Origin of the sequence: Pedobacter steynii (assembly GCF_900103665.1) — a bacterium.
Lineage (GTDB): Bacteria > Bacteroidota > Bacteroidia > Sphingobacteriales > Sphingobacteriaceae > Pedobacter > Pedobacter steynii.
The window spans coordinates 1-25,208 of the sequence record NZ_FNGY01000002.1 but is presented as its reverse complement, the minus strand read 5'-3'; the positions used below and the strand labels follow the sequence as shown (position 1 = coordinate 25,208).

At 40.3% G+C, this 25,208-nt stretch carries 24 protein-coding genes and 2 tRNA genes; 9 read left to right on the top strand and 17 right to left on the bottom strand.

The genetic code is table 11. The features are described from left to right. Positions 1-23: 23 nt before the first annotated feature. Complete coding sequence (locus BLQ87_RS04420; protein ID WP_074604966.1) at positions 24-554, bottom strand: NAD(P)H-dependent oxidoreductase; 531 nt, start codon at positions 552-554, stop codon at positions 24-26. A 167-nt stretch (positions 555-721) separates the two neighbouring features. On the opposite strand from BLQ87_RS04420, the gene BLQ87_RS04415 reads away from it, so the two are divergent. Next, positions 722-1,090 carry a winged helix-turn-helix transcriptional regulator gene (locus BLQ87_RS04415; RefSeq protein ID WP_074604965.1) on the top strand — a complete coding sequence of 123 codons (369 nt, stop codon included), beginning with the start codon at positions 722-724 and terminating at the stop codon, positions 1,088-1,090. Positions 1,091-1,140: 50 nt separating this feature from the next. On the opposite strand, the gene BLQ87_RS04410 is transcribed toward BLQ87_RS04415, so the two are convergent. From BLQ87_RS04410 to BLQ87_RS04390, 5 genes are all read right to left on the bottom strand, one after another. Next, the gene (locus BLQ87_RS04410) at positions 1,141-2,127 is read right to left on the bottom strand and encodes a hypothetical protein (protein WP_074604964.1); all 987 of its coding nucleotides are present in this window, start codon (positions 2,125-2,127) and stop codon (positions 1,141-1,143) included. Between the two features lie 142 nt (positions 2,128-2,269). Then, positions 2,270-2,353 (bottom strand) — tRNA-Leu (locus tag BLQ87_RS04405). A 21-nt stretch (positions 2,354-2,374) separates the two neighbouring features. Continuing rightward, entirely contained in the window at positions 2,375-3,139 is a 765-nt protein-coding gene (locus tag BLQ87_RS04400; protein ID WP_074604963.1) for an MBL fold metallo-hydrolase, read from the bottom strand. Positions 3,140-3,232: 93 nt separating this feature from the next. Continuing rightward, positions 3,233-3,883, bottom strand: a complete 651-nt coding sequence (locus BLQ87_RS04395) for an outer membrane lipoprotein periplasmic chaperone LolA1 (RefSeq protein ID WP_074604962.1) — start codon at positions 3,881-3,883, stop codon at positions 3,233-3,235. 19 nt (positions 3,884-3,902) lie between these two features. Then, positions 3,903-6,500 (bottom strand): FtsK/SpoIIIE family DNA translocase, encoded by a 2,598-nt coding sequence (locus BLQ87_RS04390; protein ID WP_074604961.1) that lies wholly within the window; start codon positions 6,498-6,500, stop codon positions 3,903-3,905. 319 nt (positions 6,501-6,819) lie between these two features. Here BLQ87_RS04390 and BLQ87_RS04385 point away from each other — a divergent pair, with 319 nt between their 5' ends. Then, positions 6,820-7,470 (top strand): ankyrin repeat domain-containing protein, encoded by a 651-nt coding sequence (locus BLQ87_RS04385; RefSeq protein WP_074604960.1) that lies wholly within the window; start codon positions 6,820-6,822, stop codon positions 7,468-7,470. On the opposite strand, the gene BLQ87_RS04380 is transcribed toward BLQ87_RS04385, so the two are convergent. From BLQ87_RS04380 to pyrF, 4 genes are read right to left on the bottom strand one after another with little or no spacing between them, the layout of a single operon-like run. Continuing rightward, positions 7,467-7,691 carry a PspC domain-containing protein gene (locus BLQ87_RS04380; protein ID WP_074604959.1) on the bottom strand — a complete coding sequence of 75 codons (225 nt, stop codon included), beginning with the start codon at positions 7,689-7,691 and terminating at the stop codon, positions 7,467-7,469. The genes BLQ87_RS04385 and BLQ87_RS04380 overlap by 4 nt on opposite strands. 1 nt (position 7,692) lies before the next feature. Then, entirely contained in the window at positions 7,693-8,973 is a 1,281-nt protein-coding gene (locus BLQ87_RS04375) for a DUF2851 family protein (protein ID WP_074604958.1), read from the bottom strand. A gap of 38 nt (positions 8,974-9,011) precedes the next feature. Then, positions 9,012-9,914, bottom strand: coding sequence for a DMT family transporter (locus tag BLQ87_RS04370; RefSeq protein WP_074604957.1), 903 nt, complete (start codon positions 9,912-9,914; stop codon positions 9,012-9,014). Further along, the gene (gene pyrF, locus BLQ87_RS04365) at positions 9,911-10,741 is read right to left on the bottom strand and encodes an orotidine-5'-phosphate decarboxylase (protein WP_074604956.1); all 831 of its coding nucleotides are present in this window, start codon (positions 10,739-10,741) and stop codon (positions 9,911-9,913) included. Before pyrF ends, BLQ87_RS04370 begins: the two co-directional genes overlap by 4 nt. Before the next feature lie 272 nt (positions 10,742-11,013). Between pyrF and rho the strand changes: the two genes are divergently transcribed. Both rho and pssA read left to right on the top strand, forming a co-directional pair. After that, complete coding sequence (gene rho / locus BLQ87_RS04355; RefSeq protein ID WP_143010345.1) at positions 11,014-12,699, top strand: transcription termination factor Rho; 1,686 nt, start codon at positions 11,014-11,016, stop codon at positions 12,697-12,699. Between the two features lie 20 nt (positions 12,700-12,719). Then, a complete protein-coding gene (gene pssA, locus BLQ87_RS04350; protein WP_074604955.1) occupies positions 12,720-13,424 on the top strand; it encodes a CDP-diacylglycerol--serine O-phosphatidyltransferase in 705 nt (234 codons plus the stop codon). On the opposite strand, the gene BLQ87_RS04345 is transcribed toward pssA, so the two are convergent. Both BLQ87_RS04345 and folK read right to left on the bottom strand, forming a co-directional pair. Beyond that, positions 13,421-13,798: an Hpt domain-containing protein gene (locus BLQ87_RS04345; RefSeq protein ID WP_074604954.1), complete on the bottom strand. Its 378-nt coding sequence runs from the start codon at positions 13,796-13,798 to the stop codon at positions 13,421-13,423. The two genes, pssA and BLQ87_RS04345, sit on opposite strands and share 4 nt — an antisense overlap. A 17-nt stretch (positions 13,799-13,815) precedes the next feature. Next, on the bottom strand, positions 13,816-14,310 hold the full coding sequence (folK, locus tag BLQ87_RS04340; protein ID WP_074604953.1) for a 2-amino-4-hydroxy-6-hydroxymethyldihydropteridine diphosphokinase: 495 nt from the start codon (positions 14,308-14,310) through the stop codon (positions 13,816-13,818). A gap of 57 nt (positions 14,311-14,367) precedes the next feature. Here folK and sppA point away from each other — a divergent pair, with 57 nt between their 5' ends. From sppA to BLQ87_RS04315, 5 genes are all read left to right on the top strand, one after another. Next, a complete protein-coding gene (gene sppA, locus BLQ87_RS04335; protein WP_074604952.1) occupies positions 14,368-16,143 on the top strand; it encodes a signal peptide peptidase SppA in 1,776 nt (591 codons plus the stop codon). Between the two features lie 155 nt (positions 16,144-16,298). Continuing rightward, positions 16,299-17,975, top strand: coding sequence for a DNA polymerase/3'-5' exonuclease PolX (locus tag BLQ87_RS04330; RefSeq protein WP_074604951.1), 1,677 nt, complete (start codon positions 16,299-16,301; stop codon positions 17,973-17,975). 19 nt (positions 17,976-17,994) lie between these two features. After that, complete coding sequence (locus BLQ87_RS04325; RefSeq protein WP_074604950.1) at positions 17,995-18,597, top strand: DUF4254 domain-containing protein; 603 nt, start codon at positions 17,995-17,997, stop codon at positions 18,595-18,597. A gap of 3 nt (positions 18,598-18,600) precedes the next feature. Next, positions 18,601-19,665: a glycosyltransferase family 9 protein gene (locus BLQ87_RS04320; protein ID WP_074604949.1), complete on the top strand. Its 1,065-nt coding sequence runs from the start codon at positions 18,601-18,603 to the stop codon at positions 19,663-19,665. Then, positions 19,625-20,128 carry a SixA phosphatase family protein gene (locus tag BLQ87_RS04315; protein WP_074604948.1) on the top strand — a complete coding sequence of 168 codons (504 nt, stop codon included), beginning with the start codon at positions 19,625-19,627 and terminating at the stop codon, positions 20,126-20,128. Before BLQ87_RS04320 ends, BLQ87_RS04315 begins: the two co-directional genes overlap by 41 nt. Here BLQ87_RS04315 and BLQ87_RS04310 read toward each other — a convergent pair. The 5 genes from BLQ87_RS04310 to BLQ87_RS04290 form a co-directional block, all read right to left on the bottom strand. Then, a complete protein-coding gene (locus tag BLQ87_RS04310) occupies positions 20,125-20,985 on the bottom strand; it encodes an AMP nucleosidase (RefSeq protein ID WP_074604947.1) in 861 nt (286 codons plus the stop codon). The genes BLQ87_RS04315 and BLQ87_RS04310 overlap by 4 nt on opposite strands. Before the next feature lie 159 nt (positions 20,986-21,144). Continuing rightward, entirely contained in the window at positions 21,145-22,386 is a 1,242-nt protein-coding gene (clpX, locus tag BLQ87_RS04305; RefSeq protein ID WP_074604946.1) for an ATP-dependent Clp protease ATP-binding subunit ClpX, read from the bottom strand. Continuing rightward, on the bottom strand, positions 22,379-23,080 hold the full coding sequence (gene clpP, locus BLQ87_RS04300; protein WP_074604945.1) for an ATP-dependent Clp endopeptidase proteolytic subunit ClpP: 702 nt from the start codon (positions 23,078-23,080) through the stop codon (positions 22,379-22,381). The genes clpX and clpP overlap by 8 nt, the downstream gene beginning before the upstream one ends. 227 nt (positions 23,081-23,307) lie before the next feature. Next, entirely contained in the window at positions 23,308-24,654 is a 1,347-nt protein-coding gene (gene tig, locus BLQ87_RS04295) for a trigger factor (RefSeq protein ID WP_074604944.1), read from the bottom strand. Between the two features lie 295 nt (positions 24,655-24,949). Beyond that, positions 24,950-25,031 (bottom strand) — tRNA-Leu (locus BLQ87_RS04290). Between the last annotated feature and the right edge of the window lie 177 nt (positions 25,032-25,208).

Genomic DNA, 25,208 nt, shown 5'->3' with positions numbered 1-25,208 from the left:
CTTTTTATCATCCCTGCCAATTTTTATAAATCATCTATGAAGGCTATATAATCCCTGGCACTTTTTTCTATTCTTTCTGCGGTGGCATTATGCTCTGCACCATAGAAGGCGAAGAGCGGCTTGTAATCCGCTTTTACGTAATCAAAAGTGAGCTCAAATGGAGCTGTCAATTGTTTCAATGTATATTTGTACCGGCCTGATGCATCATAATCTTCTGCATTAATACCCGCTGCAATCGATAACGCGATCTTCTTCCCGGTCAATTTATACCCGCTCCCCTTGCCATATGCCCATCCATGACTGAATACTTCATCCAGCCACTTTTTAAAAAGCGGCGGACAATTAAACCAATAAAAGGGAAACTGGAATACAATCTTGTCGTACATTTCCAACAATCGCTGCTCTGCTCCCACATCAATTCTTTCATCCGGATATAAGCTGTGTAATTCATGTACGACATACTTACCTGGGTATTTCTTTAACTCTTCTATCCATCTTTTATTGATCACCGAATTTTCGAGATCAGAATGAATGACAATTATCAGCGTTTTCATCTTATAATATTTAGGGGTAATTCCTGTAAATTTGCTGGCACAAAGATGGGATCCCTAAACTTTTGGAACAATAAGAGGCTAATTAATCACTTAGTGATAATTTTATCACCATCCATTTACAGATCCGTTTATTTACTTTTATCCATCTAAACAGAGAAACTAAGCATATGTATCAGCGAAAAATTCCAATTGATTATGATTGTGGCCTCAGTGTTGCCATGGAAGTAGTGGGTTCAAAATGGAAATTTTGTATACTAGATGAGATTTCAAAAGGGATAAAACGCCCAAAAGATCTGGTCAATGCGATCAATGGCATCACAAAAAGGGTCTTGCAAAAGCAACTCAGAGAATTGGAATTACATGGCTTGTTGGAAAAAACAATTTATACCGAAATTCCTTTACGAGTGGAATATAATCTGACTGTATCAGGGAAATCACTGTTACCTTTAGTTTCTGCTATTGACCAGTGGGGAATGGGGTTTTCCTCCCGTTTAAAAACCATATTGGAAACAGAAGCCACGATGAATTACTTATGACATCATTAACAAACGCTCCTGGATGAAATCCCCCCTCGTAAGCCGTCGTATTATGCTGGGCTAAGTACTTCAATAGTGTTCTTATTTACCAGAACTGCAATTTGAGCTGTTTCTCTGTTAAAGCAAATCTGCGGTAATTCCTCTATGTTCTCATGCATAATCGATGAGGTTTGAAGTCCTGAATTGATTTCTTCCATTTTACTTTCAATTTCGCCTGTTTGAATATTTATGATTTTTGGAAACTTAAACATGTCCCAGGCCTGCCTTTCATTTATTGCAAACAAGTTTCCGAACTCCCCCTTTACTTTTATTGGTGTTGTAATTTCATTTTTAATAAAGTTCCAGATGGCAAGATGCTTTTGTGGTAAAAGTGCTGGCACTTCATCATCGAAAGGCTCTTCTTCCGTTGAAGCAATAAGTATCCTTTCATTGTCTATAAAACTAGCTGAATTTATTTCTGTCCCAAAGTTTGGAGATAAAAAACTTTTATCCAATAACAACGGGTTTTCTAAACATACTGCTATATCATATAACTCAACCGTGTCTAGGGGATGCCATACCCAGCCACATACCATTAAATACTTGCTACCAGGACTAATAGAAAGCCTGGAGTGAAAAATATCTGATGGTTTTCTGCCTGGAATGTTGGAAACAATTTCACCTGTTTCAACATTTTCAAAGTCCAATTGGCAATAATCAATTGGGCAATGAACTAAATAGGTTTCCTTGCCAACAGTGATAAAAGCTGCTGGAAATTCATAGCGCTCGGCGCAATAATAAGTACGATTAATTTCCCGTATGACTTCGCCTTCTTTCAATAAAAGTCCTTTTGTTCCAAGACGTTTATAAATGAAAGTATATTGTCCATTTTGAGAAGTAATTGAAGCATCAAAACTAAAAGCATAATGATATTTTCCAATTTGTCTTTGTTGCCCGTCAAAAGAATATAACTGTCCTCCGGAAGCCCAATCTACGATGTTACCTTTAAGCCAATCAATTGTCTTTAAGGAATCTGTCTTAAATGTTTGTCTTTTCATAATAGCGGCCGTAAAATATCCTGGCTTATGTTTTTTATAAGCATGACGTTAATATATTGGACTCTTTTCAGCCTCGGAATCTCAAGATACATAAAAACAAAAAAGCCTGATAATTTAATTATCAGGCTTTTTTGTTTTTATGTACCCAAGAGGAGATTCGAACTCCCACACCGTTGCCGGCGCCAGCCCCTCAAGCTGGTGCGTCTACCAATTTCGCCACCTGGGTATTTGTTCTGCAAATATATATTTATTCGCAGAATATACTCAAACCATCGTAAGCTAATTTTATATTTTCCGGTAATTCTTTTTCCACCTCTTCATGAAGCCCTAAATTATGGCTGATATGCGTCAGATAAGTCATCTCCGCTCCGATCTTCTGCGCAAAATCAACGGCTTCCTGCAAAGTAAAATGAGAAATATGCTCTTCATGTTGTAAAGCATTGATCACTAACACCTTTGTCCCTTTAACTTTCGCTATAGTCTCTTCAGAAATTGTCTTTGCATCCGTGATATAAGTAAAATCATGAACCCTGAAACCCAATATCGGCAATTTATAATGCATGATATTCAGTGGAATGATCTCGGTATTCCCAATCTTAAAAACTTCATCGGAAATGGTGTGCATATCAATTTGCGGTAATCCCGGATAATGCACTTCCGCAAAAATATAAGAAAACTCTTTCCTCAGCGCCTGCTGAACACGTTCTGTCGCATAGATGTCAATGTTCTTCTTTAGCAGATAATTAAAGGGCCTGATGTCATCTAAACCAGCCACATGATCCTTATGTTCGTGGGTATATAAGATCGCATCCAGGTCTTTTACATTTGCTCGCAACATCTGGTACCTGAAATCAGGACCGCTGTCAATCACGATCGTCTTATCTCCCATTTCCAGCAAAACTGAAACCCTTAAGCGCTTGTTTCTATGATCTGCAGACTGACAAACCACACAATTGCAAGTGATCACAGGAATGCCCTGGGAAGTACCTGTTCCTAAAAATGTAACTTTCAAAATAATTGAGTTGGGACCATATTTTCAAAAATAACAAAAAAAGGGTTTAAACAAATTGCTTAAACCCTTTTAAAAATTTTAATCGTTATCCGATTATCTTAAGTCTACCACTTCTACTCCCGGATACTTCTTAGTATCAAAAGCAAAGGTGCTTTCCGGAACTTTAACGTTAGGAATTATCTTTTTTACATTGTAGGTATACTTATTTCCGCTCTTATCGAAGATTACTACACTTCCAATCTGTTTCGCCGTTTTATCGATACCCAGACGAATTTTAAAATAAGATTTAGTAACATCTGTTGGCGCCAGGTCAATCATTTGAAAAACCTTTCCTCCTACTTTAGACTCACCAGTATAAGTATATTTAAATCCCTTTTCATAAACAGTAAATATCTTGGCAGGGTTTAAAGCATCGCCATTGTTATCGGCATTGGTAACCTGAACCTCTTTATCCTCTTTCAAATAAGTCCATTGATTTTTACCATCACTAATCAATTCCTGATTGGTCATAGTTACCCGATACTTATTGGTTTTGGCTTTCACAATCAAAGTTCCCTGTTGGGTTTCTTTAATCTTTGCCTGTGGATTATCTAAAATAAAAGTAAAATCTGTTTTCACAACATCATAGGAACGATACTTCTTACTTACATCGGCTAATATGGCTTTGGCCTTAGCATCTGTCTGTGCATAGGAAGCACCTACAAAACCTGCCGCAACCAATAATGACAATACAATCTTTTTCATCTTTTTCTCTAATTACGTGTTAATCGTTATTGAGATTATTCAAGAACTGTTCCAAAGCATAATCATCAGGGATGAGCACTTCTCTGGCTTTACTGCCTTCAAACGGACCTACTACCCCTGCAGCTTCCAGCTGATCAATGATCCTTCCCGCCCTGTTATAACCTAACTTCAACTTTCTCTGTATCAAAGAAGTAGAACCTTGCTGATGCATCACAATTAAACGCGCAGCATCTTCAAACATGGCATCACGATCATGCGGATCGAAGTCCATCTTGGCAGATTCTGCAGCTTCATCAATGTATTCAGGAAGCTGATAAGCCTCAGGATAGCCCCTCTGATTACCAATAAATTCTGAAATACGGTCCACTTCAGGTGTATCAACGAAAGCACACTGCAACCTGATCAGGTCATTTCCGGTCGACAATAACATGTCTCCTCTACCGATCAGCTGATCAGCGCCCCCACTATCAAGGATTGTTCTGGAGTCAATTTTCGACAATACCCTAAAGGCAAGCCTGGCCGGAAAGTTGGCCTTAATTGTACCCGTAATGATGTTCACTGAAGGCCTTTGGGTCGCCAGCACCAGGTGAATACCAACCGCACGTGCCAACTGGGCCAAGCGGGCAATTGGTGTTTCCACTTCCTTACCTGCGGTCATCATTAAATCAGCAAACTCATCCACGATCAATACGATATATGGCAGGAACCTATGCGAATTGTTTGGATTTAATTTTCTCTTGATAAACTTCTCATTGTACTCTTTCAGGTTTCTTACCTGTGCATCTTTCAACAGATCATAACGCTGATCCATTTCAATACAAAGAGAATTTAACGTATTGATTACTTTCTTGGTATCTGTAATGATCGCATCAGCCTCTCCCGGTAGTTTGGCCAGGAAATGGCGTTCAATTTTATTGAATAGCGTTAACTCTACCTTTTTAGGATCGACCAATACAAACTTCAATTGTGAAGGGTGTTTTTTATACAGCAGGGAAACCAGAATGGAGTTAATCCCCACCGATTTACCTTGACCTGTAGCACCCGCCACCAGTAAATGGGGCATTTTCGCCAAATCTCCAATATAAACCTCATTGGAAATTGTTTTACCCATCGCAATCGGCAAATCCATCGTCGTAGTCTGGAATTTCTCCGTTGCCAGAATACTGCGCATAGAAACCATTTCCGGATGCAAATTGGGTACTTCAATACCGATTGTTCCTTTCCCAGGCATTGGCGCAATAATCCTGATACCCAATGCGGCTAAACTCAGGGCAATATCGTCTTCAAGGTTTTTAATTTTAGAAATCCTTACTCCCGGAGCAGGAATGATCTCATATAAAGTAACCGTCGGACCAATCGTTGCCTTAATTTTATCAATTTCTATATTGTAATGATTCAGTGTCTCTACAATTTTGTTCTTGTTCGCTTCCAGCTCATCCGCATTTACGGAGATTTTATTCGAACCATAGTTCTCTAACAAGTCTAGTGTAGGGTATTTATAGCTGGAAAGGTCGAGTGTCGGGTCATAATTCCCGAACTGTTCTACCAGCTCTTCAGATTTAATTTCCTCTTCCGACTTCTCAATTACGAGCTCCAATTCAGGTTCTTCTTCTACCACTGGCGTAATCTCCATTGGAAGAGAAACCGCCACAGGTGGAACTACTACCGGAGGAGAAGGCGTAACATTCATTACATTAACCGGAGCTGTCACCGGAACAAATTCAGGAATGATTTCTTTTTCCAACTCACGCTCCTGTCTTTCTTCGAACCTTGAAGAAGGATTAAGTACAATATTCTGCTCTTTCTTCCGGTCTCTTGCCAGACGTTCGTTTACCGTAAACTCTACCGGTTCAGAACGAATTTCGTTTTCTATTTCAATATCTTCTTCAGGAATATCAGGGATGATGCTTTCTTCCCTTTTTCGTTCTGGTAATTTAAAATCAATATTATAGGCAATAATGAGGATGGAAAGCCCTAGAAACACGATTAATCCTGCTACTCCGGCCTTGCCAACCTGGGCAGTCAGCAACTTGTTTGTCCAAAAGCCGAATTCCCCTTCCAGAAAATGCGGTGCATCGCTCATAAAGGAATGCGCAAAACCAAGCGTCAAAGAGATAAACAGCAGAAAGAATAAACTATAGCCTAGCGTCTTTTCAATAGAGAATATCCTCACTTTGAACAGCAAGCGGTAACCAATCACAAAGAATACAAAAATGAATAAAAAGGAAGCTAGTCCGAACCATTCATAAATGAACTGATGAGAAAGTAAAGCACCTATTTTACCCAACCAGTTAGATACGACCGGAGTAATGTTGACCTGTTGAAGCTCTTCGTAGGTTTTAAAAAGATTGCCCCATCCCCCATTCGCATCAATCACATAACTATGGTCTTCCTGCCAGGTAAAAAGGTAGGAAGTAAAGGCGATCAGGAAATATAAAGCCATGATGACAAATACCAACCCAATGATCTTGAACAGCCTGCCATTCTGAAAATCAAGACGCGGCATAATGTTAAATCTCTCTCTGGCTGGTCCGGCTGCTGATGACTTTGAGCTTTGCTTTTCCCCGGACTCGTTTTTAAATGAATTTGACCTGAATTGATTTCCCCTTACCGACATTTTTCGTGACTAATATTATAATCAACAAATATAAAACATATAGTTGTATGTACTAAGTTATTATAAATACATTTAAACCTGAACTTATTAAACAAATTTTATTGCCTTCATAAATTGACATCTGAACCCATTTCTACTTTCCGATTAAACCTTCTAATACCATTGTAGTCATATACATAGCGTTTAAGTTTTAATTAGAAATAAGTTTTGTTTTAAGGTACTCCCGTCAGATATTTTTATCTGACGGGATTTTTTTTGCCCTGATATCATTTTAAATTTGTTATTTTATTTCTGTATTTTAAGACATCTAAACCTAACAATGGACATCTCTCAGCTTGAAACGTTAATAGAAACAGATAAAAAACAAGAGATTTCAGACTTGTTAACCAGGCATCCGGAATTGACAACAAAAGAAACCAGTCATGGGGTATCTCCTGTTTTATTGGCCTGTTATTATAAGAAACCGGCAATTGCCGGCTTAATTGCCGGCTTTTCTAAGCAGATTACGCTTTTTGAAGCCTGTGCTTTAGGCAAATTTCAGGAAACGGCAGATTTAGTTAACCGGGACCCTGAGCTGATCAATTCTTTCTCCAGGGATGGCTTTACTCCTCTTGGATTAGCAGCTTATTTTGGTCATGAAGAGATCAGCAGACTACTCATCTCAAAAGGAGCTTCCGTCAATACTGCGGCCAATAATGGATTTAATGTATTCCCGATTCATTCTGCTGTTGCGGCCAGAAGTTACAACATTACCAAAATGCTTTTGGAAGCCGGGGCTGAGGTAAACGTAAAGCAACAGGCAGGTTTTACGGCCTTACATGCGGCTGCACAAACTGGTAATATTGAGATGATCGTGCTGTTACTCGAATATGCGGCAGATTTAAACGTACGAATGGAAGGCGGAAAGCTGCCGGCGGATCTTGCCGAAGAAAAGGGATTTGCAGAAATCGCGGCTATTCTTAAAATTTAATCGGCATCCCAAAAGCGTAACCTGATTTTTTTGATGTAGTGTCTCACATCAAGAACCAGTGCAGCAAGGATATAAAATATGATGGGGAAGCCTACCGCTAAAAAAGAAGAGTATATAAAAAACAACCTGATTTTGCTGATCGACATATCGAGTCGCTCCGCCAGGTACGTACATACCCCAAAACTCTGTTTTTCAAAAAATGTAATGATTCGCTGGAACATGTTATTTCTTTAATATCTTAATTCCGATACCACAATTTAAGCATTTTTTTTGAGCACAATAGTATTTATTTAATTGGAGCAGTGCCTGGGAAAAAAAAGCACTTTCAACGATAAGGCCTGAATCCCTGTACCAGTCAATAATTACATTATTTTCTGCGGGCATTTGCTCTAAAAATTTTATTGCCCGATTGATCAGTTGCGGCTGATCTGCATACTTGCCATAGGAAAACAGAAAAAGAGAAATGACATTAATGATCAAATGGTAGACAGATCTCTTTCCTAACTGTAATTTCACTTTTTTCGTCTCTTTCTGAAAATGATAATGGTTAAGCCAGTAAGGATTAACCGGCAGATTTCCCAGATGCTGAACCAGATCCGGCAGTGCTTCGATCTCCAGTACCCTGGAGAACAACCGGTCAGACCTGACCATAAGTCCACAGAATTGCGCCAGTCTAAGTGTAGGGAAATTTTGCGGCCGCATTCTTAGAAAACGCCATGCACCAACCCCAATCGGCTTCAGCCCATATTTCTTTTGCAGGAAAAGGTATTCTTTTTTTAATTTCCGGGGATATTCGTCTTTAAATGCTCCGGACAAGAAGCCGGCCTGCCCAAAAACCAGGGCTTCTACCTGTACCGGGTTATCCAGGTGTTTTCTAAGTACCTGGAGTGGCAGTGCATCCGCAAGAAGCTCAAAAGGGATTTCATTGACCTTAAATCCAAAACTTTTGGCCATAAAATGATAAAAGGTACGCTCCCAGTCGCCCGTTAACCGGATTAATTTATCCAGTACTAAAGCGGACTTCTGTTCGAAGCGTTCCACCATCATCCTGGATAAAAATCCACTGACAATGACCGGATCTATCTCCCGAATTTGTTTTTCACAAGGAAAACGGTTGATCATATTCATCAGCTGATGATAATGGACCAAAAGATGCTCCGGAAACAAGTGTTCCAGAATGAATACCGGAATCCGGCTGCCATCCTTTCTGTAAATTGGCTGATCATATTGATAAACGACATGCAAAATTACCGCGTCGTAAGCCGGATCATCCTGGTGTCCATGTAGCAACCAATCGGAAGATTTGATATGAATTTCGATGTCACCAGCCCAGGTCGTCTCTCCGATTGATAGTTTGGCATGGTTAAAGTCAGGTCCTGCATTTTTATTATGCAGGCCTGGATTCATTATCCGTAACGGCTCTCCCTCGATACAAAACAAGTCTAATGTTTTATACAGCCGGAATTGCCAGATAAAATGCAGGAAATTTTCAGAAAAGCTCATTAAGCCTAATTTAATTATAAAGAATTAAATTATCACTATTAGAGTTGTGTTTTTTGTCTTTTATAATTTGTGATAAATACGCCGAGGATGATCAGCACCGTAGCAATCAGAATATCAATTGTGATGATCTCATCAAGAATCAGCCATCCCAGGAACAACGCGATCACGGTATTAAAATAGGTTAAGATGGAAACTTCTGTCGCCGTTACCCTTTTTAAAGCATAATGGTAGCAGAAAAAAGTAAATACAGAACCAAAAACAGCAAGATAAGTCACTGCCATCAGGCTGCGTCCCGTCCAGCGCTCCACAGCGATACTATCAGAAAACAGGAAGGCAAGAATAAACTGAACCACAGCAGAAAAAACAAACTGGTAAAACAGATCCAGGAAGATATGATCAGATTTATGGTTGTTCTTTTTAACGTAAACGGTACCAATGGTCCAGCCACTGATGGCGAAACAGAGGAACATGATCCCTGTTTTATAATTTGGGTCCAGCAATTCACTGATGCCATCTCTAAAAATAAAAGCGACCCCAAGAAAGCCGATGATTACACCTAAAAATCCTTTCCAGGAAGGTTTTTGTAGGCCAACCAAGACACAGGCAATAAATACAACCAGAGGATTTAACGCATTTAGCAAAGAGGTTAATCCACTGGGAATTGTTTGTTCGGCTACAGTAGTCATCCCATTCGCCATCACAATCATCAATGTAGACAAGACCATTTGTCGCCTGAAATAAGGCCAGCCTTTCCAGACCAGCTCCTTTTTTCGGATCAGAATAATGAGCAATATGAGGGAAGCAATGGTTTGCCGCATGGCAGCTACAAACCAGGGCGGAATGGTTTCCACTGCCACCCTGATTCCAAGATAGGTCGTTCCCCACACGATGGCAACGACCAATAAAGCACCAATAAGCTTTAAATCGGTTTTTTGGGTCATATCAATTTCGCAGACGCCAAAATCTGCTCCATCTCCTGTTGTAATTTCAGTGCTTCCGCTCTGGCACGTTCAGCAAAATCTTCTCCATTACTGGCATAAATGATTCCTCTTGCTGAATTCACCAATAGACCGCATTCTTTATTCAGGCCATATTCACAAACATCGGCAAGGCTTCCACCCTGTGCACCAACACCTGGTACCAGCAGGAAATTATCCGGAGCCAGTCTTCTGATGTTCTCAAATTCTGCACCGCGGGTTGCTCCAACGACATACATCAATTGTTCACTATCTGCCCATTGCGAAGAAATACGGATCACTTCTTCATACAGCTTTCCTTCAGCGGTCTGGTGCAGCTGGAAATCACTATGACCTGCATTCGAGGTCAGGGCCAGCAGGATTACCCATTTGTCTTTATGGTTCAGGAATGGGCCTACAGAATCTTTCCCCATGTATGGAGCAACGGTAATCGCATCGAAACTCATATCAGACTTCGCTTCATTGAAAAAAGCATCGGCATACATGGCCGAAGTATTTCCGATATCCCCTCTTTTTGCATCCGCAATGGTAAAGATATCTTTGGGAATATATTGCCAGGTTTTGATCAGTGTTTCCCATCCTTTCAATCCCATAGATTCAAAGAAAGCCGTGTTAGGTTTGTAAGCCACACATAGATCTTTAGTCGCGTCTATGATCTGCTTATTAAATTCTAAAACCGGATTTTCATATTTTAAGAGGTGTTTCGGGATATTCTCCAATACTGGATCTAAGCCAACACATAAAAAAGATTTTTTTAATTGGATCTGCTCAAATAGCTGTTTTTTATTCATCTATGGGTAATTTTGTGTGCAAAGATGCCAAATTTCAGCTTGATTTAAGGCCTCTTTTTAAACTTTTAAATGTAATTTTTATAAACATTTTTAAGTTTTCCTTGGAGATTAATTTACAAATACATACAATTGTAGCGTAATTCCCTAAAGTTTATCTGACCATTCCAGAAAATCTCAATAAAATTTTGTTCCATACCATCTTTTATAAACGCATTTTTTGCTCTGTTCATTGGATAAATACTTTTTTTTAAAAAATTCTCTACACCTATATAATGTTTAATAAAACAGAATTAAATGAAAAACTCACTGCCGAATTGCGTGAGATTGCTAAGACTCAAGGTATCCTAAATGCTGACGAGTTGCGTAAAGCTGAACTGGTTGAAATTATCGCTCAAATCACCGAACAGCAACAGAGTGTTGAACCCATTGAAGGCGAAGCGCCTGCAAAAGTGGCGAAAACAAAAGCTGTAAAGGAAAACGCTGCTGAAAAAACAACCAGAAAAAGGATTAGAATAACACCTAAAGAGGAAGAAGAAAGCAAGAACAACAACTTTAACAGGGCATCTTTATTTGACGATCAGCCTGCCCAGGCAGCCCCCGTTAAAGAAGAGAAAAAAATATCGGCTCCGGCGAAAGTTGTAGCAGAAGCTCCGGAAACTGCCACAGAAGTCATTTCTGAAGTGAAAGAAGAAGTGGTTGCTGCTCCGGCACCAGAGCTCAAAAAACACCGTCCCGTAAGAGACGAAAACAGGGCTCCAAAAAACCCGAATAATAACAACAACACCGGAAATAACAGCGGTGGAAATCAGAAACAAAACGAAAACAGCTATTCCAACCTGGATTTCGACAATACCATCACCAATGAAGGGGTATTAGAGATCATGCCAGACGGATATGGCTTTTTAAGATCCGCTGATTACAATTACCTGTCTTCACCCGATGATATTTATGTATCTCAGTCTCAAATCAAATTATTTGGTTTAAAAACCGGTGATACGGTAAAAGGAAGCATCCGCCCTCCGAAAGAAGGTGAAAAATATTTCCCATTGGTAAGGGTAGAAACCATCAACGGACGTTTACCTGCTGATGTAAGGGATCGTGTTCCATTTGACTACCTGACTCCTTTGTTCCCTACAGAAAGGTTAAACCTTTTCACAGAAAGCAATAACTATTCGACCAGGATCATAGATCTGTTTACCCCGATAGGTAAAGGACAACGTGGTCTGATCGTAGCACAGCCTAAAACCGGTAAAACCAATTTGTTGAAAGAAGTGGCCAATGCCATTGCTAAAAACCATCCTGAAGTTTACCTGATCATTCTATTGATCGATGAGCGTCCGGAAGAGGTAACAGATATGGCGAGAAGCGTAAGAGCAGAAGTGATTGCTTCTACTTTTGATGAGCCGGCAGAAAGACATGTAAAGATTGCAAACATTGTGCTTGAAAAAGCAAAACGTCTGGTAGAATGTGGTCATGATGTAGTGATTCTTCTGGATTCGATTACCAGGTTAGCCAGAGCTTACAATACGACCGCTCCTGCTTCAGGAAAAATCTTATCAGGTGGTGTGGATGCAAATGCATTGCACAAGCCTAAGCGTTTCTTTGGTGCTGCACGTAACATCGAAAGAGGAGGTTCATTAACCATCCTTGCAACTGCACTAACAGATACAGGATCTAAAATGGATGAGGTGATCTTTGAAGAATTTAAAGGTACCGGTAACATGGAGCTTCAACTGGATCGTAAGCTATCGAACAAACGTATCTTCCCTGCAATTGACATCACTGCTTCAAGTACACGTAGAGATGATTTACTGCACGACAGAGACACGTTACAACGTGTTTGGATCTTGCGTAACCACCTTGCAGATATGAATGCTCAGGAAGCGATGGAGTTTGTACAGCAACAAATCAGAAATACGAAGACCAACGAAGAGTTTTTAATTTCCATGAACAGCTAATTCATCAGAAAAGCTTTTAAATGATAATTAAACAGATCCCCAATGCCATTACTTCCGCGAACCTGTTCACCGGATGTATTGGTATTGTTTTCGCTTTTAACCAGGATTTAAGGTCTGCCGCTTTGTGCATCCTAATCTCCCTGATCATCGACTTTTTTGATGGTTTTGCCGCCCGACTGCTGAATGTAAGCGGGCCTATGGGCAAAGAACTGGATTCCCTGGCAGATATGGTGAGCTTTGGTGTATTGCCCTCGGTCATCCTGTTTCATATGGCTCCGAAATCTTTTTTCGGCTATACGGATTTCCCTATACTTTCCTACCTGGCATTTTTTGTAGCCGTATTTTCGGCTTACCGACTGGCAAAATTCAACCTGGACACACGGCAAACTGACAAATTCATAGGCGTTCCAACGCCGGCAATTTCGGCAGTAATTGCTTCGGTACCCTTCATTTACGAAAGTGACACTTTTTATTTCGACAGCTCGACGCTTACAGTGGTGTTATACCTGGCATTTATTCCTCTGGTATGTTACCTGTTGATTAGTGAACTGCCATTAATTGCACTAAAGTTTAAAAGCTTTGGTTTTGCGGAGAACAAATTCAGGTATACGCTCATCCTGTCAGCAATAGTATTGCTGCTGATCTTTAAGTTTGCGGGTATCCCGCTGATTCTGGTGCTCTATATCCTGTTATCCATCATAGAACAAAAAACGGCTAAAATTTAAAGCCGTTTTTCCAGTTCTGCCTTGGACTGATCCAGTTGTTTATACAGAATTTCCACGAAATCACAGACTTCGCTGAATGCCTTTGGTAAATCTTCCACATGATTCAACTCTCTTGCATTCCGCTCCATCATTTGCATATGCTCTCTGGCATCATTACGACCTACATAAGCAAACGTAGGCTTTATCTTATGTGCACAGCTCGATGCCCGTGCCCAATCTTTATCAGCAATAGCCTTTCCTAAATCCGCCACATAAGCCGGAGTCTGAGCCTTAAACAAGTCCAGCATTTCTATTATAAACTCGGCACTATCTCCAGACATATCCCTCAGGTACGAAAGATCCAGAGGCTCGTTATTTTTAATTGGGTCGATCATCAAACAAAACTAATAAATTAAATTTTTGTTACAGTTAAATTATCATCTAATATACCTAATATTTCTGATACACTCTTCTGAAGAATGGGATGAATTACTTCTCCTGCAATCTCCGTTAAAGGTTCAAGAACAAATCTTCTGTATTGCATCTGAGGATGAGGGATTTGAAGTTGCTCACCGATATTTACAATCTGATCAGCAAACAGAATTACATCAATATCAATCAGGCGGGAACCCCATTTCTCTTTCCGGACCCTACCCAGTTCCTCTTCAATTGCCAACACTTCCTGCAGTACTTCCAGGGGCGACAACATCGTATTTACACCCACCGCCATATTCAGGAACGAAGGTTGATCGGCCTTCCCCCAGGCAGCAGTTTCATAAACCGAAGACCTTGAAAATACAGGGCCTACCCTATTTCCAATTTGTTCAACTGCTTCAGTCAGCAGCATTTCCCGATCTCCTAAATTACTTCCCAGTAACAAATAAACATTTTTACTATCCAACTGCATATAAAAGCCTCAGGCATTTTTTTACCTATATTTACAAATTAAATATTTAACCGTCAAATGAAAGAATTTTTTAAGTATGTTTTTGCAACTGTCGTAGGCGTCGTGCTATCAATAGGCTTGCTTATTGTCCTTTTTATTGTGCTGATTGTGGGCATCGTTTCTTCCATAGGTGAAGATAAAAGCGTGGTTGTAGACAGCAATACCGTACTATACCTTAATCTGGATCAATCCGTAACGGAACGCACCTTCAATGATCCCCTATCCGATCTTCCAATCGTAGGAGATGACGGACAAAAAAGTATCGGCTTTACCGATATCATCAAAGCGTTGAAAGAAGCTAAAACAGACGACAACATAAAATGTATTTACCTGAATGTAACTGCTCCGAATGCCGGATTTGCCAATATGAAAGAAATCAGAGATGCCCTTCTCGACTTCAAAACCAGCAAAAAGAAAATCATTGCCTATAGCGAAGTATATACCCAGGGTGCTTATTACCTGGCTTCAGCAGCTGATAAAGTATATTTAAACCCTGAGGGAGCTCTGGAATTTAAAGGACTGAGTTCTCAACTGGTTTTCTTTAAAGGTGCCCTGGACAAACTAGGGATAGAAGCACAAATCATCAGGGTAGGTACTTACAAAAGTGCCGTTGAGCCTTTCATTGCTGATAAAATGAGTGATAAAAACAGGGAACAGGTAACCGCTTACCTGAATGGTTTATATGCAACCTTCCTTGGCGACATTTCCAAAAGCAGAAATATCAATAAAGACAGTCTTTACCAGATTGCTGATCATTATAAAATTCAGCAGCCAAAAGATGCGGAAAAATATAAAATGGTCGATGGATTAAAGTACAAAGACCAGATTCTTGATGAACTAAAATCCCTGAGTGGAACAGATAAAAAAAGTAACCTTTCTACCGTATCCATTAATGATTACGCGAAAAATGTGATCATGTCTGGCAAGGGAAACACCAATAAAACCAAGATTGCGATCATCTATGCCAACGGTGACATTATGGGCGGAGAAGGCAACAATGATCAGATTGGCTCGGAAAGAATTTCCAGGGCGATCAGAAAAGCCAGAACAGATACGAACATTAAAGCCATTGTTTTAAGGGTCAACTCACCAGGCGGCAGCGCATTGGCGTCAGATGTGATCTGGAGAGAAGTCGTGTTGACGAAGAAAGTAAAACCTGTGATTGCTTCATTTGGTAATGTGGCTGCCTCAGGAGGTTATTACATTGCCTGTGGTGCAGACTCTATCTTTGTTCAACCGAATACCATTACAGGTTCAATCGGTGTTTTTGGAATGATTCCTAACTTTCAGAAGCTGATGAATAAAGAGCTTGGCATTACTTTCGACGGGGTTAAAACCGGACAATATGCAGACATCATGAGCGTCAACCGCCCGATGACTCCCGGAGAAAGACTGATCGTTCAGAATGGAGTAAACCGAACCTACGATGCCTTTATCAGCCGCGTTGCTGATGGCCGTAAGAAAAGTAAAACTTATATCGACAGTATTGCAGGCGGACGTGTGTGGGTTGGGACAGATGCCGTTAAAATCGGACTGGCAGACAGAACCGGCAGTTTCCATGATGCCATCACCGCCGCCGCTAAAAAAGCAAAAATTACCGAATATAGAATCGTGGAATATCCGGAAATGCTGGACCCGATCAGATCCCTTCTTGAAAACTCTACTGACAAAATAAAAAACCATTATGCAAAACAGGAACTGGGTGCCAATTACCTGATTTATCAGCAGATCAAATCTGCGATCTCCAAGTCAGGAATACAGGCGAGAATGCCTTTTGACATTACAGTACAATAAGTTAAAATCTTAAAGAAGGTGTCTGAAGAATGGTTCTCCGATAGGTGAAGCTCATTTTTCAGACACCTTTTTCTATTTCGAAGAAAAATAAACGAAGGATAAGTCCTTCCTAAATAATCGGAAAACCGGGGCTTTTTATTTAATTTAGCCCTCCCATGGAAAATAAGACCATTGCACGCAACTTGCGCCTGCTTTCTCAATTGATGGAATTGCACAATGAGAACCCTTTTAAGATTAAATCAGTAGCGAATGCTGCTTTCAAAGTAGATAAACTCCCTTATGCTGTTCAGGGCAAAAGCCTGGAAGAAATCGCACAGATCGACGGACTTGGAAAAAGCATCTCCTCCAAAGTATGGGAATTGCTGGAAACAGGAACGATGACTGATTTAACAGACATTGTTGCAGAAACACCGGAGGGTATTGTAGAGATGCTGGGCATCAAAGGTATTGGTCCTAAGAAAATAGGGGTCATCTGGAAGGATCTTGGTATTGAAAGTATCGGAGAACTTTATTATGCCTGCAATGAAAACCGTCTTATTGAAGCCAAGGGTTTCGGTCTAAAAACCCAGGAAGAGATAAAAAAGATCATTGAATTCAGAATGGCCGGACAAGGAAAGTTCCTGTATGCCCATGCTGAAAGTTCAGTAAACACCCTATATTCTGAATTGGCCGTTTGGCTAAATACCATTAGCGGAGAACCCCTGTTGGGAATCGCCGGTGAATACCGTCGTTGCATGGAAATCATAGAAGGTGTACCCTTCCTGATTGGTGCGGATCAGGTTGCAGAAGTTCAGGAGAAAATAGCTTCATTTGAAGCCATTGCTTTTGAAGAACAAGCAGATGGATCTTATGCCGCGACTAGTATTTCCGGATTAAAAGTGCAATTACACCTTGTTCAAAAAGAAGATTTCTATCTGAACTGGTTTAAGCTGACCGGGAATGAGCAACATGTAAATGAAGTTCTCGCCTTAGCAGGATCTGGTCCTTTTGAAGATGAAGCCTCAATTTATAAAGCCGCAGGTTTGGCTTTCGTAGCTCCTGAGCTGCGCGAAGGACTCAACGAAGTAGAACTCGCAAAAGAGAACAAGCTTCCTGAGCTGATCACTTATGAAGATCTGAAAGGCAGTTTGCACAACCACTCCACCTGGAGCGATGGCGTGCATACTTTAGAGCAAATGGCGACTTATTGTAAAGACAACCTGAAAATGGAATACTTTGGAATATGTGACCACTCAAAATCGGCATTTTATGCCAATGGATTGAATGAACAACGCCTATATGCCCAACACCAGGAAATTGACGCATTAAATATGAAGCTTGCTCCTTTCAAAATTTTTAAAGGAATTGAAAGTGACATCCTAAACGACGGATCTCTGGACTATAGCGATGACATCCTGAAAACCTTCGACTTTGTCGTAGCTTCCGTACACAGCAATTTACGCATGGATGAAGAAAAGGCTACAGCGCGACTAATTAAAGCGATTGAGAACCCTTATACCACCATTCTGGGCCACCCAACCGGAAGATTACTACTCAGCAGAAAAGGATATCCGATTGATTATGCAAAAGTAATAGACGCCTGTGCTGCAAATAAGGTCGTAATAGAGATCAATGCCAACCCCTTACGCTTGGACCTGGACTGGCGCTGGCACCGTTATGCTTTAGAAAAAGGCGTATTGCTTTCCATCAATCCGGATGCACACCGTATGGAAGGATTTTACGACATGCATTATGGTACCCTGATCGGAAGAAAAGGAAGCTTAACCGCCGCACAATGTCTCAATGCCATGTCCCTTCAAGATATCTCAGAATACTTCAGCAATAAAAAATAGTTATCCTTACCTTTGATCCATGATTAGTAAGCTTTGCAATAAAATATTTCAGGATGCGATTAATGATTATCACCTCCACAATAACATTGACCAACCGATCCACAATACCTACAAAATAAGCACTATTGAACACCTGCTTTATTTGAAATGCTGGATTGATACCGTACAATGGCACATGGAAGATGTGGTTCGTAATCCTGAAATAGATCCCGTAGAAGGCTTGCAATGGAAGCGCCGCATCGATGCTTCCAATCAGGAACGTACGGATGTCGTGGAATATATTGACAGTTACTTTCTGGAAGAGTTTAAAGACATCGTCCCTTCAGCAACAGCAAAGATCAACTCTGAAAGCCCTGCCTGGGTAATCGACAGATTGTCCATCCTCGCCTTAAAGGTATACCATATGGGCGAAGAGAGTCAGCGCAGTGATGCTTCTGAAGAACATAAACAGAATTGCACCGTTAAACTTAACATTCTGTTAAACCAACAGACCGATCTTTCTGCTAGCTTAGATGACTTAATGGCTGACATTAAGAGCGGTGAAAAATACATGAAGGTTTACAAACAAATGAAAATGTATAATGACCCGAGTCTTAATCCGGTGCTTTACAACCCTAAGTAATTAATGCTCAAAGAAACTACTAAAATATTAGTAATCCGTTTCTCCGCCATGGGGGATGTAGCCATGACGGCTCCCATTTTAAAAGAGTTCAATCAACATTACCCTGATACAGAAGTCCTTTTCATTAGCCGGGAATTTTTCCGGCCTTTCTTCCATGGTGTAGAGAACCTGACCTTTATCCCTTTTGATCCTTCAAAAAGACACAAAGGCTTTTTTGGCATCGTCAGGCTTTTTCTGGAATTAAGGAAACACCACATTACGGCAGTGGCCGATCTCCACCAAAATCTGAGAAGCAGGATATTGACTTTACTGTTCTTCTTCCAGGGGGTGAAGCGGGTAACGATCAATAAAGGAAGAAAAGAAAAATCCCTGCTTACCCGTAAAAAGGACAAGGTCTTTGCACCTCTTCAACAAACCGTCGAAAGGTATGCAGAAGTATTCAAAAAACTGGGTTACCCTTTTACCCTTTCCAATACCTTAAAAAAAGTTTCGCCAGCAGTGCTGAATACGGAAATGTTTCCTCCTAAGACCCAAAAATGGATTGGGGTAAGCCCTTTTGCCCAACACCTGCAAAAAGTCTATCCCCTGCACAAAATGGAATCAGTAGTTTATTCACTGGCCGATCTCGGACATCAGCTGTTTATTTTTGGCGGAACTCCGGAAGAGGAAGAAATCGCCGACAACTGGGCATCAAAGCACGAAAACGTACGTTCCCTGGTCAGAAAGGTTAAACTTGAGGAAGAACTGGCGTTTATTTCCAATCTGGATGTCATGCTGAGCATGGATTCTTCAGGAATGCACCTCGCTTCTTTAAAAAACATACCTGTAGTTTCTGTCTGGGGCGCTACCCATCCATATGCCGGATTTTTAGGCTATGGACAATCTATGGCCGATGCGGTTCAGATTGACCTTTACTGCAGACCCTGTTCAGTCTATGGAAATGTCCCTTGTTATCGGGGAGATTTTGCCTGTATGAACAATTTAGCTGAATCAACTGTTGTTAATAGTGTAATAAATAAACTCAATAATGGCGAAGCAACTTCTCTTAGTACGGCACGGAAAATCTGAATGGGGCAATAGTCACCTTTCTGATTTCGACAGGCCATTAAATTCCAGGGGCTTAAGAAATGCTCCGGAAATGGCAACCCGGATTCTTCATAAAGATTTGGTCCCGCAGCTGGTGGTTAGCAGTCCGGCTTTACGTGCCCTCACTACCGCTAAAAACTTTGCTGAGGTATGGAATAAACCTTTAAGCCAGATTCAGGAAGAAACTTCTATCTACGAAGCCAATGTAACGGCCCTGTTAAAGGTCGTCAATAAGCTGAGTGATAAATACGAAAGGGTTGCTTTGTTTGGTCACAATCCAGGGCTTACAGATTTCGCCAATTACCTGAGTAATGCGAATATCTATAACGTCCCTACATGTGGTACAGTGCTTATGGAGTTTCCATTTGACAAGTGGGAACAACTAAGCCACCATACCGGAAATTTATTAGAATTTGATTATCCTAAAAGTGCAGATGAAGATTAAAAGTGCAAGTGTTTCACTGTTAATCCGTTATTAATCAACTGTTTTAAGGAATCTATTCCTATTTTCAAGTGTGTTTCCACATAAGTGCTGGTTACATTGCTATCGCTTTCTGCCGTTTTTACGCCTTCAGGAATCATCGGCTGATCAGAAACCAATAGTAATGCACCTGTTGGAATCTTATTTGCAAATCCTGTAGTGAAGATCGTTGCAGTTTCCATATCTACAGCCATGGCGCGCAGGCTTTTCAGGTATTTTTTAAAGGTCTTATCGTGCTCCCAAACCCTGCGGTTGGTGGTATAACAAGTTCCTGTCCAATAATCTCTGGAATGGTCACGGATCGTGGTAGAGATTGCTTTTTGCAAAGCGAAGGCCGGTAATGCAGGCACTTCAGCAGGGAAGTAGTCATTGGACGTACCTTCTCCTCTGATCGCTGCAATTGGGAGGATCAGATCGCCAAGTTGGTTTTTCTTCTTCAATCCACCACATTTTCCAAGGAACAATACTGCTTTCGGACTGATTGCAGTAAGCAGGTCCATCATGGTTGCTGCCATTGGACTTCCCATACCAAAATTGATGATGGTAATTCCGTTGGCGGTTACACTTTGCATCGGTTTATCCAGACCTACGATAGGCGCATTGTCATGCCATTCTGAGAACATCTGAACATATTTACTGAAATTTGTCAACAGGATATATTGTCCAAATTCCTCAAGTGGTCTGCCGGTATATCTTGGCAACCAGTTCTTAACGATATCACCTTTAGATTTCAAACCCGATTTTACCGCAGATTCTACTTCTTTAGCTTTCTTTCCTTTTTTCTCATTTCCGTCTTTGTTTACTTCTAATTCTTCATTCATATATTTTCTCCTTTTCTATTATTCATAATTGTTGCTGTCTTAAACAGCTTCCACTTTATCGGTGATCAGAGGGTGGTACATGGGCCGGGAGGCCTTGGCAGGATCAAATCCTAATATAACAAGTTAAAAAAAATCCCCGTAAAACGGGGATTAAATTTTTTAAGCTGCTTTTAACTTTTTAAAGTCGGCCTTTTCAAATTTCTCTACCGCGTAGTCGAGCGTAATGCTCAGCTCCTTTATACTCGGGTCGGAAGGAATGTCAAACATGGCATCCAGCATAATTGCTTCGCAGATCGAGCGTAAGCCCCTTGCTCCCAGTTTGTATTCCATTGCTTTGTCGACAATAAAATCTAATACATCATCTTCAAAAACCAATTTCACGCCTTCAAATTCAAACAGTTTCACGTACTGACGGAATAAAGAATTCTTAGGTTCTGTCAGGATGTTCCGTAATGCCTGTTTATCCAATGGGTTAAGGTGCGTTAACACCGGTACACGACCAATCAGTTCAGGAATCAAACCAAAAGATTTTAAATCCTGAGGAGTAATGTATTTGTAAAGGTTTTTAAGGTCAAGCTCTGCATCGTCTTTTTTCACTTTATAACCTACGGCCTGCGTACGTAACCTGTTCGCAATCTTACGCTCAATACCATCAAATGCGCCACCGCAGATGAAGAGGATATTATTCGTATTTACCGGGATCATTTTCTGATCAGGGTGCTTACGTCCGCCCTGAGGTGGAACATTCACTACCGTTCCCTCTAAGATCTTCAACAAGGCCTGTTGTACGCCTTCTCCCGATACATCTCTGGTGATGGAAGGGTTATCGCTTTTACGTGCTACTTTATCCACCTCATCGATGTAAACAATTCCGCGTTCTGCCGAAGCCACATCATAATCCGCAGCCTGAAGCAAACGGGTCAGGATGCTTTCCACATCTTCTCCTACATAACCAGCTTCGGTCAGAACCGTCGCATCGCAAATGCAGAAAGGAACATGCAGGATCTTGGCGATCGTTTTCGCCAATAAGGTTTTTCCGGTTCCGGTTTCCCCTACCAGCATGATGTTCGATTTTTCAATCTCTACTTCATCCTCCTGATTTACCTTTTGACCTAACCTCTTATAGTGGTTATACACCGCTACAGAAAGGACTTTCTTGGCATCATCCTGACCAATTACATACTGATCAATATGTGCTTTGATTTCCATAGGCTTCAATAAGGTAATTGAAGAGTCTAAAGATTTCGCTTTCTTACTCCCAAGCTCCTGTACCAGGAGTTGATTGGCCTGAGTCACACATTTATCGCAAATGTAGGCATCAAGACCTTCAATAAGCATTAATGTATCCTGCTTACCTGAGCCACAAAAAGAGCAACGAGATTCTTTATTTTGTTTAGCCATTATTTTCTTTGTTATTCGCTCCCAGCACTTCATCAATCATTCCAAAGCTTTTCGCCTCGTCTGCTTTCATCCAGTAATCACGGTCTGAAGCTTTCTCTACCCATTCGTACGATTGTCCGGAGTGGTTTGAAATGATGTCATACAATTCTTTCTTTAATTTCAGCATCTCTCTTAAGTTGATCTCCATATCTGAAGCAACTCCCTGTGCACCACCTGAAGGTTGGTGAATCATCACACGTGAGTGTGGCAATGCAGCACGTTTTCCTTTAGCACCTGCTACCAATAGTACTGCTCCCATAGAAGCGGCCATACCGGTACAGATCGTAGCTACATCTGGTGTGATGTATTGCATGGTATCATAGATACCTAATCCTGCATATACAGAACCACCTGGTGAGTTGATATAGATCTGAATGTCTCTGTTGTTATCTGTAGATTGCAAAAACAACAACTGAGCTTGTATAATGTTCGCGTTACCATCATAAATGGCATCACCTAAAAAGATGATACGGTCCATCATTAAACGGGAGAACACATCCATTTGTGCCACGTTAAGCTGACGCTCTTCAATGATGTAAGGCGTCATGCTTTTTGGAGAGTTATTGGTTGTACCAATAAAACGATCCACGTTTAAACCATTAATACGATGGTGTTTAACTGCGTATTTTCTAAATTCGTCTTTGTCTATTTTCATCAGTATATCTATTTTTCTTTTAATTGTGATGCAGCTTGCTTCGCAGGTTTCATCAGTATATCTATTTTTCTTTAATTATCAACCCAATTTTCACCAAATTAATTAAACTAAATTGGTTATTTATTGTGGTATTGTAAAATTCTCGAATCTCTTTATATAAACAAGGCGGCCTTAATAAAGCCGCCTTATCTGTAATTATAAACTAAAAGTATTGGGTTTTCCCTGGATTACTTCAATTCTATAAATTTATTATAAGCTATTTCTTTTTGGTCTAAAGTGGCAACAGATTGAATATATTCAAAAACTTTAATTGCTTTTACTTCATCAAAAATGCGGTTTGCGTTGTCTTTCTCTTTCAGGAAAGTAGCGGTGTATTGCGCCAACTGATCTTCCGGCATTGGGCTTGGGCTATACATTCTGAACTGTGCATCTAAACGTTGTTTAGCAGTTGCGAATACATCCTCATATTTAATTTCGATGCTATTGTCTTTAATCAGTTTGTTCTCGATTAAAGTCCATTTAAGGTTTTTAGCGAAATCCTCATATCCTTCTGCAAGCTCAGCCTCCGTTAGTTTTTCGTTTGTAGCTTTCAACCACTTACGTAAAAACTCATCAGGCAATTCCATTTTCACACTTTCAATTAGTTTAGTGTACATGTCGTTCTGCAATTTGCGGTCTGCATCCTGTTTGAACATGCTTTCTACTTCCTCAGTGATTTTAGCGGTAAAACCAGCTTCGTCAGTCACTACACCTTCACCAAATAATTTATCAAAGAACTCCTGGTTTAAATCAGATTCCTCTAATCGGTTTACATTTTTAACCGTTACCTGGAATTTAGATTGTAATTCTTTTGCATCTTCTTCAGCAATGTTTAACAATTTGGCGATGATCACCTCATTCTTATCAAAAGCTTTCTGAACATCAAGTTCAACTACATCATCCTTTTTTAAACCTACTAAAGATTTTAAAATCTTTTTATCAGCTACCTGATCTAAACGAATAGAACCAGTACTGTTGATGCCACCTTCAAAAATTGAACCATCAGCAGAAAGTTGTGCTAATTCGGCATAAAGGACGTCATCTTCTGCCGAAACTTCAGGGTTTGTCATTTTGCCATAGCTTCTTCTGATATTTTTGATACGGGAAGCTAATGTTTCTTCGTCTGCTTTAACGTTGAATTGAGTGAATTTATCTTTGGCAGTGATTTTTACCTCTACCTCAGGTGCAAGACCCAATTCGTAGTCAAACTCGAATTCATCTGTATTGTCCCATTTGAATTCTTTAGTATCATCCATCACCGGTAAAGGCTGACCAAGGATTTCAACTTTATTATCAGTAAGGTGTTTGCTTAATGTTTCGCTCAACAGGGTATTGATTTCTTCCACCAAAATGCTTCTGCCATACATCTTCTTGATGTGTGCTGCAGGAACCATTCCTTTACGAAAACCAGGAAGGTTTGCTTTTTTAGCTTGCTCTCTTATAGATTTATCAACCTTTTCAGTATAATCTTCAGGTGAAATCTTAATCTTTACAACTGCATTTAAGTCGTTAATTTTTTCCTGTGTAATGTTCATCTTTCTGAATCAATAATTATTAGTGTCTTTATACAAAAAATCCTCCGGGTTGCGGAGGAAATTTATTGCGGAAGAATTGACTTCCAATCCATCGCTCAAATTTCCTTTTCGAGGGCGCAAATATATTCTTTTTTGTTGATTTCAAAGTGTATAATTTAAAAAATTATATCTGCAGATTGTCTGAATCTCATGGACCTACACTAAAAAAACGAAGCTGATTTCTATCTGTTCAGCGCAGGTAAATTTTGCTGTATAAAACAAAAACAGCCCTTTTGAGGCTGTTTTCTAATTGTTGTGCGGAAGAAGGGACTCGAACCCCCACGCCGTGAAGCGCCAGATCCTAAGTCTGGTGCGGCTACCAATTACGCCACTTCCGCAGTTAGGATTTATTTATTTCGGATTGCAAAGATAGAATAGTTTTTTAGAAATCCCAATAAAATTAAAATAAGTTCATTTATTTGGATCAATGCCAAATGTTGTGGAGCAGTAATATGTTTTTCCGATTTTAAGCATATAGTTGAGTAAGTCTGAAAAGGAAGAATTCAATGTTTTTG